This is a genomic window from Streptomyces sp. NBC_00096 (assembly GCF_045041305.1).
Taxonomy (GTDB): Bacteria; Actinomycetota; Actinomycetes; order Streptomycetales; family Streptomycetaceae; genus Streptomyces.
On sequence record NZ_CP108221.1, the window covers coordinates 1380607 to 1399289 of the forward strand.

At 72.3% G+C, this 18683-nt stretch carries 11 protein-coding genes; 2 read left to right on the plus strand and 9 right to left on the minus strand.

Annotated elements, in window-relative coordinates; translation table 11 throughout:
• Positions 1 to 99 precede the first annotated feature (99 nt).
• Positions 100 to 2193 carry a restriction endonuclease gene (locus OG904_RS05790; protein ID WP_405488050.1) on the plus strand — a complete coding sequence of 698 codons (2094 nt, stop codon included), beginning with the start codon at positions 100 to 102 and terminating at the stop codon, positions 2191 to 2193.
• 42 nt (positions 2194 to 2235) lie between these two features.
• Here OG904_RS05790 and OG904_RS05795 read toward each other — a convergent pair whose 3' ends face one another.
• Both OG904_RS05795 and OG904_RS05800 read right to left on the minus strand, forming a co-directional pair.
• On the minus strand, positions 2236 to 3426 hold the full coding sequence (locus OG904_RS05795; protein WP_405488052.1) for a CobW family GTP-binding protein: 1191 nt from the start codon (positions 3424 to 3426) through the stop codon (positions 2236 to 2238).
• A 20-nt stretch (positions 3427 to 3446) separates the two neighbouring features.
• On the minus strand, positions 3447 to 4622 hold the full coding sequence (locus OG904_RS05800; protein ID WP_405488054.1) for a citrate synthase/methylcitrate synthase: 1176 nt from the start codon (positions 4620 to 4622) through the stop codon (positions 3447 to 3449).
• 55 nt (positions 4623 to 4677) lie between these two features.
• Between OG904_RS05800 and OG904_RS05805 the strand changes: the two genes are divergently transcribed.
• On the plus strand, positions 4678 to 5931 hold the full coding sequence (locus OG904_RS05805; protein WP_405488056.1) for a citrate synthase: 1254 nt from the start codon (positions 4678 to 4680) through the stop codon (positions 5929 to 5931).
• A gap of 42 nt (positions 5932 to 5973) precedes the next feature.
• On the opposite strand, the gene OG904_RS05810 is transcribed toward OG904_RS05805, so the two are convergent.
• The 7 genes from OG904_RS05810 to OG904_RS05840 form a co-directional block, all read right to left on the minus strand.
• Positions 5974 to 8421, minus strand: coding sequence for a discoidin domain-containing protein (locus OG904_RS05810; protein WP_405488058.1), 2448 nt, complete (start codon positions 8419 to 8421; stop codon positions 5974 to 5976).
• 100 nt (positions 8422 to 8521) lie between these two features.
• On the minus strand, positions 8522 to 10129 hold the full coding sequence (locus tag OG904_RS05815) for a glycoside hydrolase family 13 protein (RefSeq protein WP_405488060.1): 1608 nt from the start codon (positions 10127 to 10129) through the stop codon (positions 8522 to 8524).
• Between the two features lie 68 nt (positions 10130 to 10197).
• Positions 10198 to 11073: a carbohydrate ABC transporter permease gene (locus OG904_RS05820; RefSeq protein WP_405488062.1), complete on the minus strand. Its 876-nt coding sequence runs from the start codon at positions 11071 to 11073 to the stop codon at positions 10198 to 10200.
• Between the two features lie 13 nt (positions 11074 to 11086).
• Positions 11087 to 11995, minus strand: a complete 909-nt coding sequence (locus OG904_RS05825; RefSeq protein ID WP_405488064.1) for a carbohydrate ABC transporter permease — start codon at positions 11993 to 11995, stop codon at positions 11087 to 11089.
• Positions 11996 to 12100: 105 nt separating this feature from the next.
• Positions 12101 to 13501 (minus strand): ABC transporter substrate-binding protein, encoded by a 1401-nt coding sequence (locus OG904_RS05830; RefSeq protein ID WP_405488066.1) that lies wholly within the window; start codon positions 13499 to 13501, stop codon positions 12101 to 12103.
• A 226-nt stretch (positions 13502 to 13727) separates the two neighbouring features.
• Positions 13728 to 14747, minus strand: a complete 1020-nt coding sequence (locus OG904_RS05835) for a LacI family DNA-binding transcriptional regulator (RefSeq protein WP_405488068.1) — start codon at positions 14745 to 14747, stop codon at positions 13728 to 13730.
• Positions 14748 to 14892: 145 nt separating this feature from the next.
• Positions 14893 to 18549: a BTAD domain-containing putative transcriptional regulator gene (locus tag OG904_RS05840; RefSeq protein WP_405488070.1), complete on the minus strand. Its 3657-nt coding sequence runs from the start codon at positions 18547 to 18549 to the stop codon at positions 14893 to 14895.
• Positions 18550 to 18683: the final 134 nt, after the last annotated feature.

Genomic DNA, 18683 nt, shown 5'->3' on the forward strand with positions numbered 1-18683 from the left:
GGTAGGAGGCCATTCGGGTGGTACGTCCGGGGGACGTACCACCCGAACGGCGACTAGTGTTTTCCCGTTGGTGCTTGCGGTGGGGGCGGGGGAAAGCTGATGAGCCGTCGGTCGAGCGGAATGATCGGGGACTGGGCCGAGGACCAGCGCAGGCAGCAGCGGACGCAGGTGATCCAGCAGCGAGAGGCCGAGCGCCGCCGCCGAGCATGGGACCGGGACGTCGCCCGGGGCGAACGCGAGCAGCAGGCCGCCTACCGGCAGCACCGTGAGGTCGAGGCACGACGGCGTACGGAGAGCATCGAGGCTGAAGTCTCCGCACTGCGGAACCTGTTGGCGGCAGGCTGCCGGGCGCCGGCGTTCCGAATGGCCTCGCTGGTCCGCAGCGAGCGGCTCGACCCATTCGATCCGGGGCCCCTGGCATACCCCGTGGCAATACCCCGGATCGAACAGTTCCAGCAGCAGAGCAGCGGCATGGCACTCGGTTCCTACCGGCGGGCCCAGGCGGAGCACGAGGCGCACGCCCAGTACACGCGTGCCTCGCAGAAGGCACGTGCGGCTGAGACCCGGCGCCAGGAGCGGCTGTTCGAGCAGCGGGAGCAGTACGACCGGTGGGCGGCCGAGCGGCTCGCGGGCATCCGCGCGCACAACGCCGGGCTGAGCGAGCTGGCCGGGAGGCTGCGCGCGGGCGAGGCCGAAGCCGCGGTGGAGTACTTCTCGGCCGCCCTGTACGCCTCCACGGCCTGGTCGGAGGAACTGCCGAGGCAGGTGTCGGCAGCGTACGACCGGACGGTGCGGCAGCTGGTGCTCGACTGGGAGCTGCCTCGCTACGAGGTGGTACCGGAAGCCAAGTCGGTGCGGTATCTGCCCAGTACGGACCAGGACAAGGAGACGGCCCGCCCGGCCGCGCAGCGGCGGGCACTCTACCGGGGCCTGCTGGCGCAGTGCCTGCTGCTGGTGGTGCACGAGCTGTACGCGGCGGACGAGTTCGGCATGCTGGACTCGGTGGTGGTCAACGGCTTCGTGGACGCCCACGATCCGGTGACGGGGCTGGAGGCGCAGCTCGTTCTCGCCACGGTGTCGGCAGCACGGTCCGCCTTCACCGGGCTGCGACTCGAGCAGGTCAGCGCAGTGGACTGCCTGGTGGAGGGGTTGCGGGGACAGTTGTCGCCGCGGCCGGACCAGCTCGCCGCGGTCCGCCCGGACCGCAGGCCCGGGGACATGGGCGGTGTCGTCAGCCACGGCGGGCACGCGGACGGTGACGACGAGGAGCCGGACCTCTTCGCGATGGACCCGATCGCCTTCGAGAACCTGGTCGCGGAGCTGTTCCGGGCGATGGGCATGGAGGCGGTGACCACGCAGCGGTCGGGCGACGGCGGCGTGGACGTCGAGGCGCTGGACCCGGCTCCGATCCGGGGCGGGCGGATCGTGGTGCAGGTCAAGCGCTACCGGAACACGGTCCCGCCAACGGCCGTGCGGGACCTGTACGGCACGGTTCAGGACCGGGGGGCGAACAAGGGGGTGCTGGTCACCACCGCGACCTTCGGACCCGGGTCGTACACCTTTGCCAACGGCAAGCCGCTGGAGTTGGTTCCCGGGGCCGCGCTCGTGGACCTGCTGCACCAGCACGGACTGCGCGGGCGCCTCGGCGGCGGCACGGCGGCCCGGCGGACGACGGAGCCGGAGTCGGAGTCGGAGTCGGAGTCGGCCGCGGAGCGGAACGTGCTCGGCATGTCCTGGGCGGGACCGGTGGCGCTGGACGTGTGCGCGCTGGTCTGCGAGGGCGGCCGGGTGCTGAGCGAGGACCACTTCGTGTTCTTCAACAACCCCAGCACCCCGGACGGTTCGGTACGGGCCCACACACACTCGGCGCCCGACAAGGCGGCGCTCGCGGTCTTCTTCGACGCCCTGCCGCAGCGCGCCGACCGGCTGGTCCTGGTCGCCGCGATCGATCCGGAAGTCGATCCGCGCGCCGACCTGGCGGGCTTCACCGACGCCCGGATCCGGCTGCTGGGTCCGGGCGGCGAGGAGCTGGGCCGGCTCATGGTCTCCGACGGCCGCGCCGGCGAGACGGCCCTGGTCCTGGGCTCCTTCCGGCGCCGCGCGGGCGGCGACTGGGACTTCGTCGTCGGCGGAAAGGGGTACCCGGGCGGGCTGGAACCCCTGCTCGGCGACTTCGGCGTCGAGGTCGCCTGAGCCGGTTTCGGGTCCTTCAGTACCCGGAACCCCTCGGGTCCCTCAGTACCCGAAACCGGGGTCGGACTCTGTGTCGGCCCCGGGGTCGGCCCCGGCGTCGGGATCCGGATCGAAGTCGGGATCGAGGTCGGCTTCGAAGTCGGCCCCGGGAGCGGGATCGATGTCCGGGTCGCCGGAACCCCGTTCCCGCTCCGGCGCCGCCGGGCGGTGTACGTAGCGCAGTACCCCCCACATGCTCTCCGGGCCGGCCCGCCACGGCTCGGCTTCGCGGCAGCCCTCCAGCTCGCGGAGCAGGGCCGGGCCGTCGGTGCCCGAGCCGATCAGGACGAGCTGCGTCAGGCGCGGCTCGCCCCGCCCCCAGGGCTGCGGGGCGAAGCGCAGGAAGCGGCCGACCGCCTGGACCTCGTAGCGCTCATCGTGGCCGGGGACGCCGAAGTACGCGTAGCCCTTGATCCGGTAGAGCCCGGCCGGACGGCGGTCGAGGAAGTCGATGAACCGGCGTGGGCTGAGTGCCTGTTCGGACACGAACTCGGTGCTCTCGTAGGCCGTGTGCGCGTGTCCCGCGTGGTCGCCGTCGTGGTCGTGCGCCTGGGCCAGCAGGTCCTCGAAGGACAGCTGCCCGCGCGTCTCGGTCCACGGGCGGCGGTCGAAGAGGAGCTCCGGGTCGATCCGCCCGTGGTCCGCGCCGACGACCGGGATGCCGGGTGCGCAGAGCGTGCCGAGCACGCCCTCGATCCGGGCCCGCTCGGCGGCGTCGACGCGGTCGGTCTTGTTGAGCACCACCAGGTCCGCGACGGCGAGGTGGCGGTCGGTCCCGGGGTGCAGGGCCCGGGTCGCGTCGAACTCCGCCGCGTCGACGATCTGCACCATTCCGCCGTAGCGGACGGCCGGGTTCTCATTGGCGACGAGCATCCGGACCATCTCCTGCGGCTCCGCCAGCCCGCTCGCCTCGATGACGATCACGTCGATGCGGTGGACGGGGTCGGCGAGCTTGTCCAGGTACGCGTCCAGTTCGCTGCCGTCCACGGCGCAGCACAGGCAGCCGCCGCCGAGGGAGACCATCGAGTCGCCGACCTGGCCGGCCACCGACATCGCGTCGACCTCGATGGAGCCGAAGTCGTTGACGACGACCCCGATCCGGGTGCCCCCGCGGTTGCCGAGGAGGTGGTTGAGGACGGTCGTCTTGCCCGATCCGAGGAATCCGGAGAGGACGACGACGGGGATGCTGTTCACCCGGTCGATCGTAGCCAGCGTCAGCCGAGGGCGGGGACCGGCTGCGGCGGGGTGGGGCCGGTGTAGCGGGCGGCCGGACGGATGATCTTCGAGTCGGCGGCCTGTTCGAGGACGTTCGCGCTCCAGCCGACCACGCGGGCCGCGCAGAAGGTCGGCGTGAACATCTCGCGCGGCAGCCCGCACAGCTCCATGACCACGCCCGCGTAGAACTCCACGTTGGTGTGCAGTTCGCGGCCGGGCTTGAGCTCGGCGAGGATCTCCTCGACGTGCCGCTCGACCTCCACGGCGAAGTCCACGAGCGGGCCGCCGAACTGCCGGGCGATCTCGCGCAGCATCCGTGAGCGCGGGTCCTCCGTGCGGTACACGGGGTGCCCGAAGCCCATGATCCGGTCGCCGGCGAGGACACGCTCGCGGATCCACGGGTCGATCCGGTCCGCCGTGCCGATGGCGTCGAGCGTGTCCAGGGCCCGGCTGGGGGCGCCGCCGTGCAGCGGGCCGGAAAGCGCGCCGATCGCCCCGGTGAGGCAGGCCGCGACGTCGGCGCCGGTGGAGGCGATCACCCGGGCGGTGAAGGTGGAGGCGTTGAAACCGTGGTCGACGGTGGAGATCAGGTACCGCTCGACCGCGCGGGCCCTGACCGGATCGGGCTCCTGCCCGGTCAGCATCCAGAGGTAGTTGGCGGCGTACGGGAGGTCCTCGCGCGGCTCCACCGGTTCCAGCCCCTGCCCGAGCCGGTGCAGGGCGGTGAGCAGGGTCGGTACCGCGGCGCAGGCGGCCATCGCGTCGGCGGCCCGGCGCTCGGGGCCGAGGTCGTAGACCGGGCGGAACCCGGCGGAGGCGCCGAGCAGTGAGAGCGCCGTGCGCAGACCGGCGAGCGGGCCGGACAGGGCGGTGGCGCGGGCCAGTGCGGGCAGGGCGTCCCGCACTTCGGCGGGGAGCCGGCGCAGCGGGGCGATCTCGGCGGCGAAAGCGGCGCGTTCGGCGGCGTCCGCGGGCAGCTCGCCGCGGAACATCAGGTGCCACACGTCCTCGAAGGTGCGGCTCCCGGCGAGCTCGACGGCCGAGTACTGGCGGTAGTGGTAGAAGCCCTCCTGGCCTCGGACGTCACCGAGACGGGTCTCGGTGACCACGACTCCCGCGAGTCCGCGGGGGATTTCGGCAGGTGCGACGGTGGTGTTCATGGATTGACCATCCATGATGGACTCAATCACTGTCAATATTGATTGCGTCAACATATGTAGGGTGTGCGTCATGAACGACGAGTCCGGTGAGCGCAGGCTCAGCACCCAGGAAGCGGCCCGCCTGCTGGGGGTGAAGCCCGCGACCGTGTATGCGTACGTCAGCCGCGGCCAGCTCACGAGCCGCCGCGACCCGGTCGGGCGCTCCAGCAGCTTCGACGCCCGCGAGGTGGCGGCCCTGGCCCTGCGCAGCCGGCGCGAGGCGGCGGGACCCTCCGGAGCGGCCGGTTCGGCCGGGGAGCTCTCCGTACGCACCGCGCTGACCCTCATCGAGCCCGGCCGGTACTACTTCCGGGGCGTGGACGCCGTGGAGCTGGCCTCGCGGTACCGGTACGAGGAGGTCACCGAGTGGCTCTGGACCGGGACCCTGGTGCCCGGGGCCCGGTTCACCGCTCCCCCGGAGGCCCTCGCCGCCGCCCGGCGGGCGGTCGCGGCGCTGCCCGAGCACAGCGGCCCGCTCGACCGGCTGCGGGTGGCCGTCGCCGCCGCGGCGGTCGCGGATCCGCTGCGCTTCGACCTGTCCGAGGCATCCGTACTGGGCTCCGCACGCGCCCTGATCCCCACCATGGTCGGCGCCCTGCCCGAGGTCGGCCCGGCCCAGTGGGGCGGGGACGGCCGCCTCGCCCGGCAGCTGTGGCCGCGGCTCTCCGCCCTCGACCCCGATCCGGACGCGCTGGCCGTACTGGACCTGGCCCTGGCGCTGCTCACCGACCACGATCTGGCCGCCTCGACCCTGGCCGTACGGGTGGCCGCGTCGGCGCGCGCACACCCGTACGCGGTGGTTTCGGCCGGGCTCGGCGCACTCGAGGGCCCGCTGCACGGCGCGGCCGGGCGCCTGGCGCACCGGATGCTGGTGGAGGTGCTGGAGCGGGGCGGCGCGGCGCCGGTGGTGGCCGAGTACCTGCGGGCCGGACGCCGGGTGCCCGGGCTCGGGCACCGGCTGTACGAGGGCCAGGACCCCCGGGCCACGGCGCTGTTCGCGCGGCTGGAGGGGCTGGCGCAGGCCGGTCCGGCGCTGGCCGCGGCGCGCGAGGTGGCCGGGGTGATGGCCCGGCACGGCGGCGGGCTCTACCCCAACGTGGACCTGGCGCTGGCGGTGCTGACGGTGTCGTGCGCGATGGCCGCGGAGGCCGGGGAGACCGTCTTCGCCGTGGCCCGCACGGCCGGCTGGATCGCACACGCGCTGGAGGAGTACCAGGAACGCCCGCTGCGGATGCGGCCGAGCGGGCAGTACCACGGCCCCCGCCCGCCACAGCCGATGCCGTGACGGGCGGGGGGATCGCGGGGAGGCGGCCATGCCGGTCGGGTGTCAGCCGGTGTAGGCCTCCAGCTCGCTGAGCTGCCCGGCCGGCCAGCCGGTGTTGCCGGTGAAGGCGAGCCGCAGGTGGCGCAGGTTCGTACCGGCCGGGAGGGTGATGGTGACCCCGTTCCCGCTCGCCGGGTCGAAGACGTAGCCCTGCGGGGCGGCGACGGTGGTGAAGGCGGAGCCGTCGGTGCTGCCGAGGACGGACAGGGTCTGGGTCCTGGCCCCCCAGGCGGCCGGCGGCGGCAGCTTCAGGACCAGGCGCTTGACGGCGGTGGTGGCCCCCAGGTCGACCGTCACCGACTGCGGGAAGGCGTTGTTGACGCTCTCCCAGTAGCTGTTCGGGTCACCGTCGACGGCCTTGGCGGCGTCGTACCCCTGGGTGTGGGAGGACTCGGAGACGGGCCGCCCCCGCGCGAGGTTCCGGGTGGGGTCGGGTGTCGACGTAGGAGTCGGGGTCGGGGTCGGCGTGGGAGACGGGGTCGGTGTAGGAGTGGGGGTCGGCGTAGGGCTGGGAGTCGGCGTCGGGCTGGGCGTGGGGTCCGGTCCCGGCTGGTCCGCGGCCGGCGGGAACGGTCCGCAGTAGGTGTTCGGGAGCTTGGTGTTCCATCCCGAGTTCCCGCTGCCCTGCGTCAGCTTCAGCTGTGCGCCCAGGCAGCTGTAGACCGGTTCGGAGAAACCGATCCGGGTGGCCCTGACGTTGCTCATGGACAGCTCGGCCGGATCGTTGAACTGGAGCGCGAAGGTCCCCGTCCTGTCGATGTCGATGTTGTCGAAGTGGACGCCCTTGGTGCTGCCGGACACGAAGTGGATGGCCGCGTACGAGCTGTCCAGGATGGCGCTGTCGGTCACGTTGATCGTGGCCTTGTCGATGGAGCTCGACCGGCTGTCGAACCACACGGCGCCGATCGGGAAGTTCCACCCGTAGTCGGTGTTCCCGGTCCGGATCAGGGTGTTGCGCGACAGCGTGAAGGTGCCCGAGACGTCCGTTCCCTGCCCGGGCGTGACCCCCGGGTACCGGTTGCCGACGTGCAGGCCGCCACCGTTGGACAGGGTCTCCGCGGCCACGTTGTCGGTGACGCTGATGTCCTTGCCGCCGTAGACCGCGATGTTGTTGGCGAGGATCGGCAGGACGACGGTGTTGTGGCTGAAGGAGTTGGCGACGTTGTTCTTGGTGTCCGCCCACATGGCGAGGCCGTCGTCGCCGAGGTTGCGCAGGAAGGTGTTCTCGACGGAGGAGTTGGTGACGCCCCAGTGGAAGTTCACCCCGTCCGCCGTCTGGTCGAGGATCCGGCTGTTCCTGATGCGGAAGTTGTCCATCGGGCCGTCCATCCAGGCCCCGACCTTGGTCCGCTGCATCCAGACGTTGTCCACGACGGAGTCGCTCATCGCGCCGCCGATGGCGTTGACCTGGTCGTCGTCGATCCGGTCGGCGATCTCACCGATGATCGCGAAGTCCTTCAGCGTGACGTTGCGGCTCGGCCCGCCGCTCTCGTACGGGCGTATCCGGCCGCCGTACCCGCCGCCCTGTACGTACTTCCCGTAGATCCCGGCCGCGCGGTTGCGGTCGGTGGGGTGGCGCCCGGTGAGGACGGAGTACCAGGGTCCGGCCCCGCGCAGCGTCACCTTGTCGACCACCACGTGATCGGTCAGTTTGAAGGTGCCCTGCGGGATCCACACCTCCTTCGCCTGCGCCGCGCCCGCGTCCACGGCCTGCTGGAAGGCCGCCGTGGAGTCGGCGGAACCGTTCGGGTCCGCGCCGAAGTCGGTCACCGACAGCGAACCGGACGGCCTGTTCCCGGGCGGTGCGACCTCCTCGAAGTCCGCCAGGTCCACGATCGCCCACGGGGTGGCCGCGAGCGAGGCGAGCGTGAGGCGGACCTTGGAGCCGGCCGGGAGGGTCTTCCCGAAGAGGGTGCGGGTCTCCTCGTAGAAGTGGTGCGGCTTGTCGCCGTTCGGCTGGTTGGTGAAGGGGTAGCTGCCGTAGAACCAGCTGTACTTGGAGGTGAAGTCCAGGTCCTTCAGCCTGGTCCCGTCCAGCTTCAGCTCCACGGGCGCGCTGATGCCCGTACCGGCCGCGTTGTCCGGTACGGAGTAGCGCACGCTCATCGCGTTCGCGGGTTTGGCCAGCGTGAACTCGACGTACTCCCCCGCCGCGTCCAGCCGTACGGCGCTGCGCCCGGAGGCCTCGGCGGGCAGGCTGGTGTAGGTCCGGTCGGGCCCGATGACCGAACCGTTGGTGGCCGCCCGCTCCGCCTCCTGCTCGGTGAAGGGCACGGTGGCCCCCCGCCCCTGGACGTCCAGGGGTGACAGGGCCACCGCCGCGGCGGTGGCGGTGGGGGCCGCCACCAGGGGCAGGACGGCCGCCGCCCCGAGGAGGGCGGTGGCGGCCAGCGCGGCGACCAGCGCGTTCGCCGGCCTCCCGCGTGCTGCGATGCGTGCTGCTGCGCTCATGACGGTGGGACCTCTCCATGCGGTGCGGGGGGGGTGTGCACGGGCGGCTCTACGAGGCGTGGCGCGGGGAAGGCGTGGTTCCGGCGGTCTGGCTGCGGCGTCAGGTCCGCAGCCAGACCGCCGTGTCCTGCGGAAGCAGCCCGTTGCCATCCAGGGCGGAGCTGCTCAGCAGGAGGCTCGTGTGGGCCGGCAGGGGGGCCGGCTCCGGCGACAGGTTGGTCACGCAGACCAGCCCGTCGGGGCGGGTGAAGGCCAGTACCCCGGGCGGCGCGTGCAGCCACTCCAGCGATCCGCCGCCGAAGCCGCCAGCGGCGCGGCGCAGTGCGAGGGCCGTCCGGTAGAGGGTGAGCATCGAGTCCGGATCGCCGGCCTGCCGGTCAGCGGCGTAGGCCGGCCAGTCCGCGGGCTGGGGCAGCCATGGGTCGTTCCAGGGCTCGGCGGTCCACGGCAGCGGGACCCTGCACCCGTCCCGGCCCGGGTCGGTGCCGCCGGAGCGGAAGTGCATGGGGTCCTGGATGCGGCCGAGCGGGATGTCGGCCTCCGGAAGCCCCAGTTCCTCGCCCTGGTAGACGTAGACGGCGCCGGGCAGGGCGAGGGTCAGCAGCGCGGCGGCGCGGGCCCGCCGGGTGCCGAGGGCCGGGTCGGTGGGGGTGCCGAAGGCCTTGGTGGCGAAGTCGAAGCCGGTGTCCGCGCGGCCGTAGCGGGTGACGGTACGGGTCACGTCGTGGTTGCACAGCACCCAGGTGGCCGGGGCGCCGACGGGGGCGTGTTCGGCGAGGGTCTCCTCGATGGAGGTGCGCAGCCGGCCGGCGTCCCACGGGCAGCTGAGGAAGGAGAAGTTGAAGGCGGTGTGCAGCTCGTCGGGGCGCAGGTAGCGGGCGAACCGCTCGGAGTCCGGCAGCCAGACCTCGCCGACGAAGATGGCGTCGTACTCGTCGGCGATGGCGCGCCAGGAGCGGTAGATGCCGTGCAGGTCGTCGCGGTCGATGTACGGGTGGATCTCACCGGGCCAGGGCTCGGGCGGGCGGCCGGCCAGGTCGGGCAGCGCCGGGTCCTTGGCGAGCAGGGCCGCGGAGTCGATCCGTACGCCGGACACTCCGCGCTCGAACCAGAACCGCAGGACGTCCTCGTGTTCCCGGCGGACGGCGGGGTGGTCCCAGTTGAGGTCGGGCTGTTGCGGGGTGAACAGGTGCAGGTACCACTCCCCGTCCGGTACCTGCGTCCAGGTGGCGGCGCCGTTGAACTGCGAGGGCCAGTCCCCGGGCGGCAGTTCGCCGTGTTCGCCGCGGCCGGGCCGGAAGTGGAAGAGCTCCCGCTCGGGGCTGCCGGGACCGGCGGCGAGGGCTGCCCTGAACCAGGCGTGCCGGTCGGACACGTGGTTCGGAACGATGTCGACAATGGTGCGGATGCCCAGCTCGCGGGCCTCGGCGATGAGCTTCTCGGCTTCGGCGAGGGTGCCGAAGGCGGGGTCGATGCTGCGGTAGTCGGCGACGTCGTAGCCGCCGTCGGCGAGCGGGGACTGGTACCAGGGCGTGAACCAGAGGGCGTCGACGCCCAGCTCGGCGAGGTAGGGAAGGCGGGCCCGGACGCCCACGAGGTCACCGGTGCCGTCCCCGTCGCCGTCCGCGAAGCTCCGTACGTACACCTGGTAGATGGCGGCCGAGCGCCACCAGTCGGCGGCGTTTTCGGGCAGGGGAAAGTCAGCCACGGAGGGGTCCTTTCACGGCGTTCTTCTCACAGGGGGCGGCCGGGCACGGCGGCGGTGCGGGGTGGTGCTCACCCCTTGAGGGAGCCTGCCGTCAGGCCGCTCATGATGTTGCGCTGGAAGATCAGGAAGATGATGAGCGTGGGTGCCGAGGCCATCGCGAGCGCGGCGACGAGATGGTTCTCGGGCACTCCCCTGGCGAGCGAGTAGATGCCGACGTTGAGCGTCTGCAGGGCCGGGTCGGGGAGGGTGAGCATGGGCCAGAGGAAGTCCTTCCAGACTCCGACGATGGCGAAGATCGACACTACGCCCAGGACCGGCCGGGACATCGGCAGCACGACGGAGCGCAGGGTGCGCAGGGAGGTTGCTCCGTCGATGGCGGCGGCGTCGAGGATCTCGCCGGGGATGGAGTCGAAGAATCGTTTCAGTAGGAAGATGTTGAAGGCGTTCGTGACCGAGGGCAGCCAGATCACCCAGGGCGTGTCGAGCAGGTTCCGCTGGATGATCGGCATGTCCAGGACCGTGAGGTACTGCGGTACGACCAGGACGGTGGCCGGGATCATCAAGGTCGCCAGCATCAGGCCGAGGACGGCCTTGCCGAAGACGGGGCGGAGCTTGGACAGCGAGTAGGCCGCGGCGACGTCGAGGACGAGCTGGAAGGCAAGGGCGCCGAACGCGTAGTAGAGGGTGTTGAACAGCAGCTTGGCGAGGTCCATGACCTTCCAGGCGGCCGAGTAGTTGTCCGGGTGCAGGGAGTCCGGCACCAGGGTCGGCGGGACCTGGGTGAACTCCGCGGTGCTCTTGAGGCCGTTGGCGACCATCCAGTAGAGGGGCCCGAGGAAGACGATCGTGAAACCGGTGACGACTACGGCCAGGACGGTCCAGTAGGCGATCTTGCCCCGGGTGCGGCCCAGTTGGGCCGGCGATATCAGCGTGCGGTCCGACATGTGGGTGCTCCCGTCAGTTCTCGTTGTCGCGGCTCAGCCGGACGTACACGGCGGAGAAGCCGGCGAGCAGGACGAGCAGGCACAGGCCCAGGGCCGCGGCGCCGCCGTACTGGTTGAAGCTGAACGCGTACTGGTAGATGAGGACGACCACGGTGGTGGTCGAGCCTTCGGGTCCGGCGCCGCCCGTCAGCATGAACGGCTCGACGAACACCTGCATCGTCGCGATGACCTGCATGAGCAGCATGAGCGAGAGGATCAGCCTGGTCTGCGGGATCGTGACGTGCCAGATCTTGCGCAGCACCCCGGCTCCGTCGAGCTCGGCCGCCTCGTAGAGCTCCCCGGGGATGCCCTGGAGGGCCGCCAGGTAGATCAGGGTGGCGCCGCCCATGTTCATCCACGTGGAAGCGATGACGACGGAGAGCATCGCGGTATCGGTGGATTGCAGCCAGTCTTGCGCCGGTAGGTGCAGGAATTCCAGAATTCTGTTGAATACGCCGTATCCGGGATCGTAGAAGTACTTGAAGAGCAGGATCGAGGCCACCGGCGGCATCATCACCGGCAGGTAGACCAGCAGGCGCAGGTACCCCTGAGCGTGCCGGAACTCGTTGAGCACGATCGAGACCACGAACGGGACGGCGAAGCCGAGGACCAGCGCGAGCCCGGTGAAGAGCAGGGTGTTGCGCCAGGCCTGCCAGAAGGCCGGGTCGTTGAAGACGTAGCGGAAGTTGTCCCAGCCGACCCAGTGGACGGCTCCGCCCTCGGTCTTCTGGAAGGCCAGCAGGAACTCCCGGACCATCGGATACCAGGAGAAGAAGGAGAAGCAGAGGACGGCGCCGATCAGAAAGCCGTGGGCCGAGAGGTTCCGCTTGAACGCCCGGACGAGTTCCTCGCGTGAGGTACCGGGCAGGGTGGGAGCCGACATCGCCGCTCGCTCCTTGGTGGGTCGTCGCCATCGATTTGCGGGGTACGGGGCCTGCGGGCGGGTCCGGGCCGGGGAGGCCGCCCGGACCTCCCCCGGCCGGGACCGCTACTGGTTGGCCAGCACCTGGTTGACGGCCTTCTCGGCCTCGGCGAGGAGCTGCGCCGAGTCGGCGTCCTTGTTGGTCAGGACGCCCGACATCACCTTGTCGAGGACCTTGTAGACCTCCTGGGCCTTCGCCGGTTCGGCCTTGCCGGGCACCGGGTTGTCCAGGAAGGGCTTGAAGTTGACGACCGGCATGGTGGCGCTGGCGGCCTTCAGCTCGTCGTCCTTGGCCTTGCTGGCGCCGGTGAAGAAGGCGGGCTGCGGAAGGCCGACCGGCAGGCCGTCGGTCTTGGAGCGGTCGTACTCGAACTGCCCCTTGCCGACCGAGAGGAACTTGAAGTTCAGCCAGGCGACGGCGGCCTTGACCTTGTCGGGCGAGCTGCCCTTCTTGATCATGTAGCCGTTGCCGCCGGCCAGTGTGGCGGCGCCGCCGGGGATGGGGCCCATGCCGAAGTTCTCGTACTTGGCCCCGAGCTGCTGGACCATGTAGGTGATGTCGTCGGGCGCGGCGAGGAACATGCCGAGCTTGTCCGAGGCCATCTGCTTCTGCAGGTCACCCCACTTGAGCAGCTGGGTCTTGCCCATGCTCTCGTCTTCCCAGCGCATGGCCTTGAGGTTGTCGGCTATCTGCTTGCCTGTCGGGTTGTTGAAGGCCGCCTTGCCGTCGGCGCCGACGACGTCCCCGCCCAGGCCGTACATCGCGGCGGTGAAGTGCCAGCCGCCGGTGTTCTCGACGCTGTAGTCGCCGTAGCCGGCGGTGCCGTTGCCCAGGGCCGCGATCTTCTTCCCGGCCGCGCGGACCTCGTCCCAGGTGCGCGGGGGCTGGTCGGGGTTGAGGCCCGCCTGCTGGAAGAGCTTGCGGTTGATCAGCAGGCCCATCGTGTAGTTGCTGGTGGGCAGGCCGTAGACCTTGCCGTCCTTCTTGAGGATGTTGACGACGTTCTTGTCGAAGTCGTCCAGGCCCGGCACCGACTTGGCGCTGACGTACGCGGAGATGTCCTCGGCGCCGTCGTTGTCCAGCACCTGCTGGAGGTCGGTGAAGTAGGCGTAGAACACGTCCGGCTGCGACTTGGCCTTGAGCATCGCCGTGAAGCGCGGGGGCTCCAGGCACTGGCCGGGGGTGGAACGGCCTTCGATCGTGACGTTCGGGTAGGTCTTGTTGAACTCCGCCACGTCCTCCTTCCACTGCTTGAGCTCGGCGGCCTTCGCCGCCGGCGGCATGCAGTCCATGGAGAGGGTGACCTTGGTCTTCGGGTCGAGCGGCGCGGAGGCGTCCGTGGAACCGCCGGACGGCTGGTTCTTGTTGCCGTCTCCACTGCTGCTCGTACCGCACGCCGCCAAGGCGGTGACGGCGAGCGCCGAGACGAGGGCGGCCGCGGTGGTGCGGCGGATGTCGGTTCTCATCTGTGGTCCCCTTCGAGCTTCGAACAGGAGGCGTGGGGCGTGTACGGGGGCGAGCGCGGCACACTCAACCACCACCTACAGATGAACGCAATATCTCGCGCAGATTTCGCAAGAGATTGGCAACAGTGCGCTGGACAGGCCGGACAGAGAACGCAAAACAGGGCTCCGAAACGTCAGCGGGACGTTTCGAAGCCCTGTACTCGAGGGGGTGAAGCGGAATGGAGCGTTACGCGGAACGGGGGCGCGGAACCTGCGCCGTGGAGCCCCGCACCACGAGCTCCGGCTCGAAGAGCAGCTCGCCGGGCTGTACGGCGGCCCCCTGGATCTGCGCGGTGAGCAGCTCCACGGCGGCCCGGCCCATGGCCTCGATGGGCTGGCGGACGGTGGTCAGCGGGGGTTCGGTGCAGTTCATGAAGGCCGAGTCGTCGTACCCGACGACGGAGACCTCCCCGGGTACGTCCAGCCCCCGGCGACGGGCCGCCCGGATCGCTCCCAGGGCCAGGGGGTCGCTCGCGCAGATGATGCCGGTGACCCCGCGGTCGAGCAGCCGGGAGGTGGCCGCGTGGCCGCCCTCCAGGGAGAACAGCGCCCTTTCCACGTGTTCGGCGGGCAACTCCGTGCCGGCCGCCGCCGCGACCGTCTGGGCGGCCACCAGCTTGCGCAGGGAGGGGATGTGGTCGGGCGGGCCCAGGACCAGGCCGATGCGCTCGTGACCGAGGGAGGCCAGGTGGCGCCAGGCCTGTTCGACGGCCACGGCGTCGTCGCAGGACACGCACGGGAAGCCGAGGTCCTCTATCGAGGCGTTGATCAGCACCACCGGGACCTTGCGGTCGTGGAGCAGCCGGTAGTGCTCGTGCGGGGCGTCGGCCTGCGCGAAGAGTCCGCCGGCGAAGACCACGCCGGACACCTGCTGCTGGAGCAGGAGCTCGACGTAGTCGGCCTCGGAGACCCCGCCGGTGGTCTGCGTGCAGAGCACCGGGGTCAGCCCCTGCTGGGCCAGCGCGCCGCCGATGACCTCGGCGAAGGCCGGGAAGATCGGGTTCTGCAGTTCCGGCAGGACCAGGCCGACCAGCCGGGCGCGCTCGCCGCGCAGCTGGGTGGGGCGCTCGTAGCCGAGAACGTCGAGGGCGGTGAGTACGGACTGGCGGGTTGTCTCCGAGACGCCCGGCTTGCCGTTGAGCACCCGGCTGACCGTTGCCTCGCTGACCCCCACCTTCTTCGCCACTTGAGCAAGTCGTCGCGTCATGAGCGCAAGAGTAGCGCAAACAATGCAAGTTCCTTGCAGTTCGATTACGGTCAGTTTGGCCCATCGAAATCCGGCACGGAACCCCCTGAGTCCCACCGGACAATAAGGCCCCCGGCCGGCCGGGTGGCACCCGGGACACTGCGGCTCAGCGGCTCCCGGCAGACCGGTTTCGGCCATCTCCCTCCCGGTGGCGGCCCCAGGGGCTGTGCCAGCGTTCCGCGATCGCCTCCGCCCGCGCGAAATGTACGGCGGCCGCGTCCTCCCGTCCCAGCAGGACGGAGAGTTCACCGAGCGTGTAGGCCACCGGGCGCACCGCCACGGTGAATCCCGACGAGGGCGGCGGGGCGTCCGCGTACGGCAGCAGGGCCTCGTACAGCTCCCCCGCGCCCCGCGGCTCGTCCAGGGCCACCAGTGTCATCGCACGGAAGGTCCCGAACACCTTGAAGAGGTAGTTCTCGGGCAGCGGTCCGGCCTGCGCCAGCACCTTCCGGGCCTCCGCCGCCTCCCCCGCCTCGGCCAGTGCGACCGCCAGCAGGTCCGCGGCGGCCGCCCCGAAGCCCTCGTACACCCGCCGGGCCCAGGCCACGGACTCCCCCAGCCGCCCCTGGCTCGCCCGGAGCGTCGCGGTGGCGATCGCCAGGTGCCCGGCGGCGTGCGGTGACCCCTGCCGGGTCATGGCCGCGGCGGCCGCCGCGTACCCGCGTTCGGCGTCCCGCGTACGGCCTTCGATGTGCGCCAGGGTCGCCAGTACCCCCTCGCCGACCATCTCGGGCCCGGGCATCCGGTAGGCCCGTGCGAAGTCCGTGTACCGCGCCACCAGCCGGTGCACCGCGTCCACGTCCCCTTCGGCCGCCGCGGCCGAGGAGCGGACGAAGAGCCCGTACCAGTGGTGGACCGGCAGGTCGTGCGCGGCACCCAGGGCCTCCAGTTCGCGCCCCAGCCGGTCCCGTTCGCGCCCCTCCAGATCGGCGTCGAGCTCGCGCACCAGAGCTGCGAGGGCCGCCGCCCGCAGCGCCGGACCGCCGGCTTCCGCGGCCAGTGCCACGGCTTCCCGGGCCGCCGTGCGCACGGCCGGGATCCGGCTGTCGGAGAGTTCGGCCGTGTAGCCGCAGAGCAGCCGGCACCGCACGCCGGCCCCGAGTCCGGGCCGTTCCAGCAGCCGTTCGAGGAGCGCCACGACCGGCCGGTCGACCGTGCCGTAGGGCCGGGTCTGCCAGGGCGTCGGCTCGGTCCAGGCCGTGAAGGCGCGGATCAGCAGGTCTTCGCGGCCCGCGCCGACCGCGTGGTCGATGGCGGTGCGGCGCACCGTGCGCGCCGCCATGACCGCCCCGGCGCGCACCTGGGCGCGGACCAGCCGTCCCAGCAGATCGGCCCGTTCGGCTTCCCGGTCACCGCCGGACCGGTCGCTGCCGGACCAGTCGCCGCCGGACCACTCGGCGGCCGACCGGTCTGCGGTCGACCCGTCTGCGGTCGACCCGTCGCCGCCGGACCCGGCCGGGATCCGTTCGAAGCTCTCCACCGCCTCGGCCAGCAGCCCGGCGGCCACGTCGTGGGCGTAGCGGTCTTCGGCGAGGTCGGCCGCCCGCAGGCAGTACGCCACGGCCCGCGCCGCCGTGGCCGAGGAGGCGGCCCGTACGAAGTGGTGGGCCAGCGCGGACACGTCGCCCCGGCCGAGCCGCTCCAGCACGGCTCCGATCCGACCGTGCATCCGGGTGGCCCGCAGCCGGCTGAGGTCGGCGAGCAGGGTGTCGCGCACGAGCGCGTGCGCGAACCGGATCCGCCCCGGCCCCGGTTCGGTCAGCAGGCCCGAGAGCAGCCCGGCCTCCAGCGCCCCCAGCACCCCGTCCTCGTCGGTGTCGGCGGCCCCGAGCAGCACCTCGACGTCCGCCTCCCGCCCCGCGACGGCGGCCAGCCGCAGTACGGCGACCACCGGGTCCGGGAGCCGGCCGAGCCGACGGCGCAGCACGTCGCGAACCCCTTCGGGCACCTCGGACAGGGCGACGAGTTCGCCCTCGCCGGCCAGCAGCCGGGCGCTCTCGCGGACGTAGAACGGGTTGCCGCCGGTGCGTTCGACGAGCGCGGCCACCGTCTCCGGGGTCACCTCCGGCCCGGCCACCGCCCGGACCACCTCGGCCACCGCCGCTTCGCCGAGACCGCGCAGGGCGATCCGGGCCGGCGACCGGCGGGCCAGTGCCGCGAGGGTGTCGGCGAGCCGGTCCCCCACCTCGTCGGGCCGGTGGGCACCGACGATCAGCACCCGCGTCCCCGCGGGCAGCTCCCCGGCTCCGGCCAGCAGGGCCAGCGTCTCGGCGTCCGCCCAGTGCAGGTCGTCCAGCACCACCGCGAGGGGCCGCTCCCGGGCCGCCTCCCCGAGCCACTCCCACACGGCCCGGTGCAGCCGGAACCGCCCCGCAGCCGAGTCCTGCCCCGGCAGGAGTACGCCGCCCCGCGCCGGGCCGTCGCCCAGCAGGGGCGCCAGAGCGGCGGCCGCGGCGGGACCGGGCGGGACGGCGGCCGCCACGGTGCGCAGCACCTCGACCCAGGCCCAGGCGGGCGGGGCGCCCTCGGCATCGCTGGTCCGGCCGTGCGCGACGAGCCAGCCGTCCCGGCGCAGCCGGCCGCCGAGCCGGTGGAGCAGCTCGGACTTGCCGAGGCCCGCTTCGCCGGTGACCAGCGCCACGGCGGGACCGCGGTCCAGGGCCCGGCCGGCGGCGCCGTCCAGCAGCGCCGATTCCTCCGCCCGCCCCACGAACGGCACCTCCCCCGCACCGGGCCCGGCCCCCTCCTCCGGCCCGGCCTCCCCCGCCGGATCCGGCCGGGACAGGAGCCCGGGTCCGGAACTGGACAGTCCGGGTGGTGCCGTCGCTGTCGCGGGGCCGGGGGCGAGCGGTGGTCCGGGCGGCCCGGCGGGCACGGAGCCGGACGCCCCGGGCCGCGCGGGCGGCCGGACCGGTGCCGGCCGCGCCGGGGTCGGGCCGCCCGTGGCCGCCCGCAGCAGCCGCTCGTCCTGCGCCAGGACGGCCTTCTCCAGCTCCACCAGGGCTGCGCCGGGGTCCAGCCCCGCCTCCTCGGCCAGGACGGCCCGGGCCCGGCGCAGGGTGGCCAGCGCGTCCGCCTGCCGTCCGGCGGCCCACAGCGCCAGTGCGTGCAGCCGCCAGGCCTCCTCCCGCAACGGCTCGTCACGGCTGAGCAGCGCCGCCTCCGCCACCACCCGCCCCGGGTCGGAGCCGCGCAGCCCCGCGACGATGTCCAGCTCGCGTGCGGCCAGCCTCAGTTCGTCCAGTCTCAGGATCTCCGCATGGCTCCACGGCTCGTCGGCGTTCTCGGCGTACGCCGGGCCCAGCCAGAGGTCCAGCGCCTCCCTGAGCAGGCTCCTGGCGGCTGCGGGGCCTGCCACCGGAAGGTCTGCCCGCGGATCCTGCGCGCCTTGCGGCGGGGCGGCCGCCAGCAGTTCGCGGGCGGATCCCAGCAGCCGTTCGAAGCGCCAGGCGTCCACCGCGTCCCCGGGCAGCCGCAGCGCGTACCCCGGAGGCATGCTCACCAGCAGCGTGGCCGCGGTGCGCGGGGCCCGGCCCGGTTCCAGGAGCCGGCGCAGATTGGACACGTAGGCCTGGAGCGAGGCCACCGCACGGGCGGGGGCCGCCCCCTGCCAGAGGTCATCGATCATCCGGTCGACCGAGACCACCCGGCCGCGCGCGGCCACCAGAAGGCCGAGGACCGAGCGCTGCCGGTGACCGCCGAGGGGGACGGGCTCGCCGTCGCGCTCGGCGGTCAGGGACCCGAGTACGCGTATGTGGACCATGTGGCGCCCAGCGTAGACCGGAAAGGTCAACATCCCCACAGAACAAGCCACTTGGTGCACAGAATCGGGCCACTTGCCCCCTCCCGGGGGTTCCAAGTCCCTTCCAAGAGGCCTCCATGAGCCCGCGGTGACTC

Excerpts from the sequence above, each read along its gene's own strand:
- OG904_RS05790 (WP_405488050.1), top strand. The coding sequence starts at position 100 with ATGAGCCGTCGGTCGAGCGGAATGATCGGGGACTGGGCCGAGGACCAG.
- OG904_RS05800 (WP_405488054.1), bottom strand. The coding sequence starts at position 4,622 with ATGGATGGTCAATCCATGAACACCACCGTCGCACCTGCCGAAATCCCC.
- OG904_RS05805 (WP_405488056.1), top strand. The coding sequence starts at position 4,678 with ATGAACGACGAGTCCGGTGAGCGCAGGCTCAGCACCCAGGAAGCGGCC.
- OG904_RS05810 (WP_405488058.1), bottom strand. The coding sequence starts at position 8,421 with ATGAGCGCAGCAGCACGCATCGCAGCACGCGGGAGGCCGGCGAACGCG.
- OG904_RS05820 (WP_405488062.1), bottom strand. The coding sequence starts at position 11,073 with ATGTCGGACCGCACGCTGATATCGCCGGCCCAACTGGGCCGCACCCGG.
- OG904_RS05825 (WP_405488064.1), bottom strand. The coding sequence starts at position 11,995 with ATGTCGGCTCCCACCCTGCCCGGTACCTCACGCGAGGAACTCGTCCGG.
- OG904_RS05830 (WP_405488066.1), bottom strand. The coding sequence starts at position 13,501 with ATGAGAACCGACATCCGCCGCACCACCGCGGCCGCCCTCGTCTCGGCG.
- OG904_RS05835 (WP_405488068.1), bottom strand. The coding sequence starts at position 14,747 with ATGACGCGACGACTTGCTCAAGTGGCGAAGAAGGTGGGGGTCAGCGAG.
- OG904_RS05840 (WP_405488070.1), bottom strand. The coding sequence starts at position 18,549 with ATGGTCCACATACGCGTACTCGGGTCCCTGACCGCCGAGCGCGACGGC.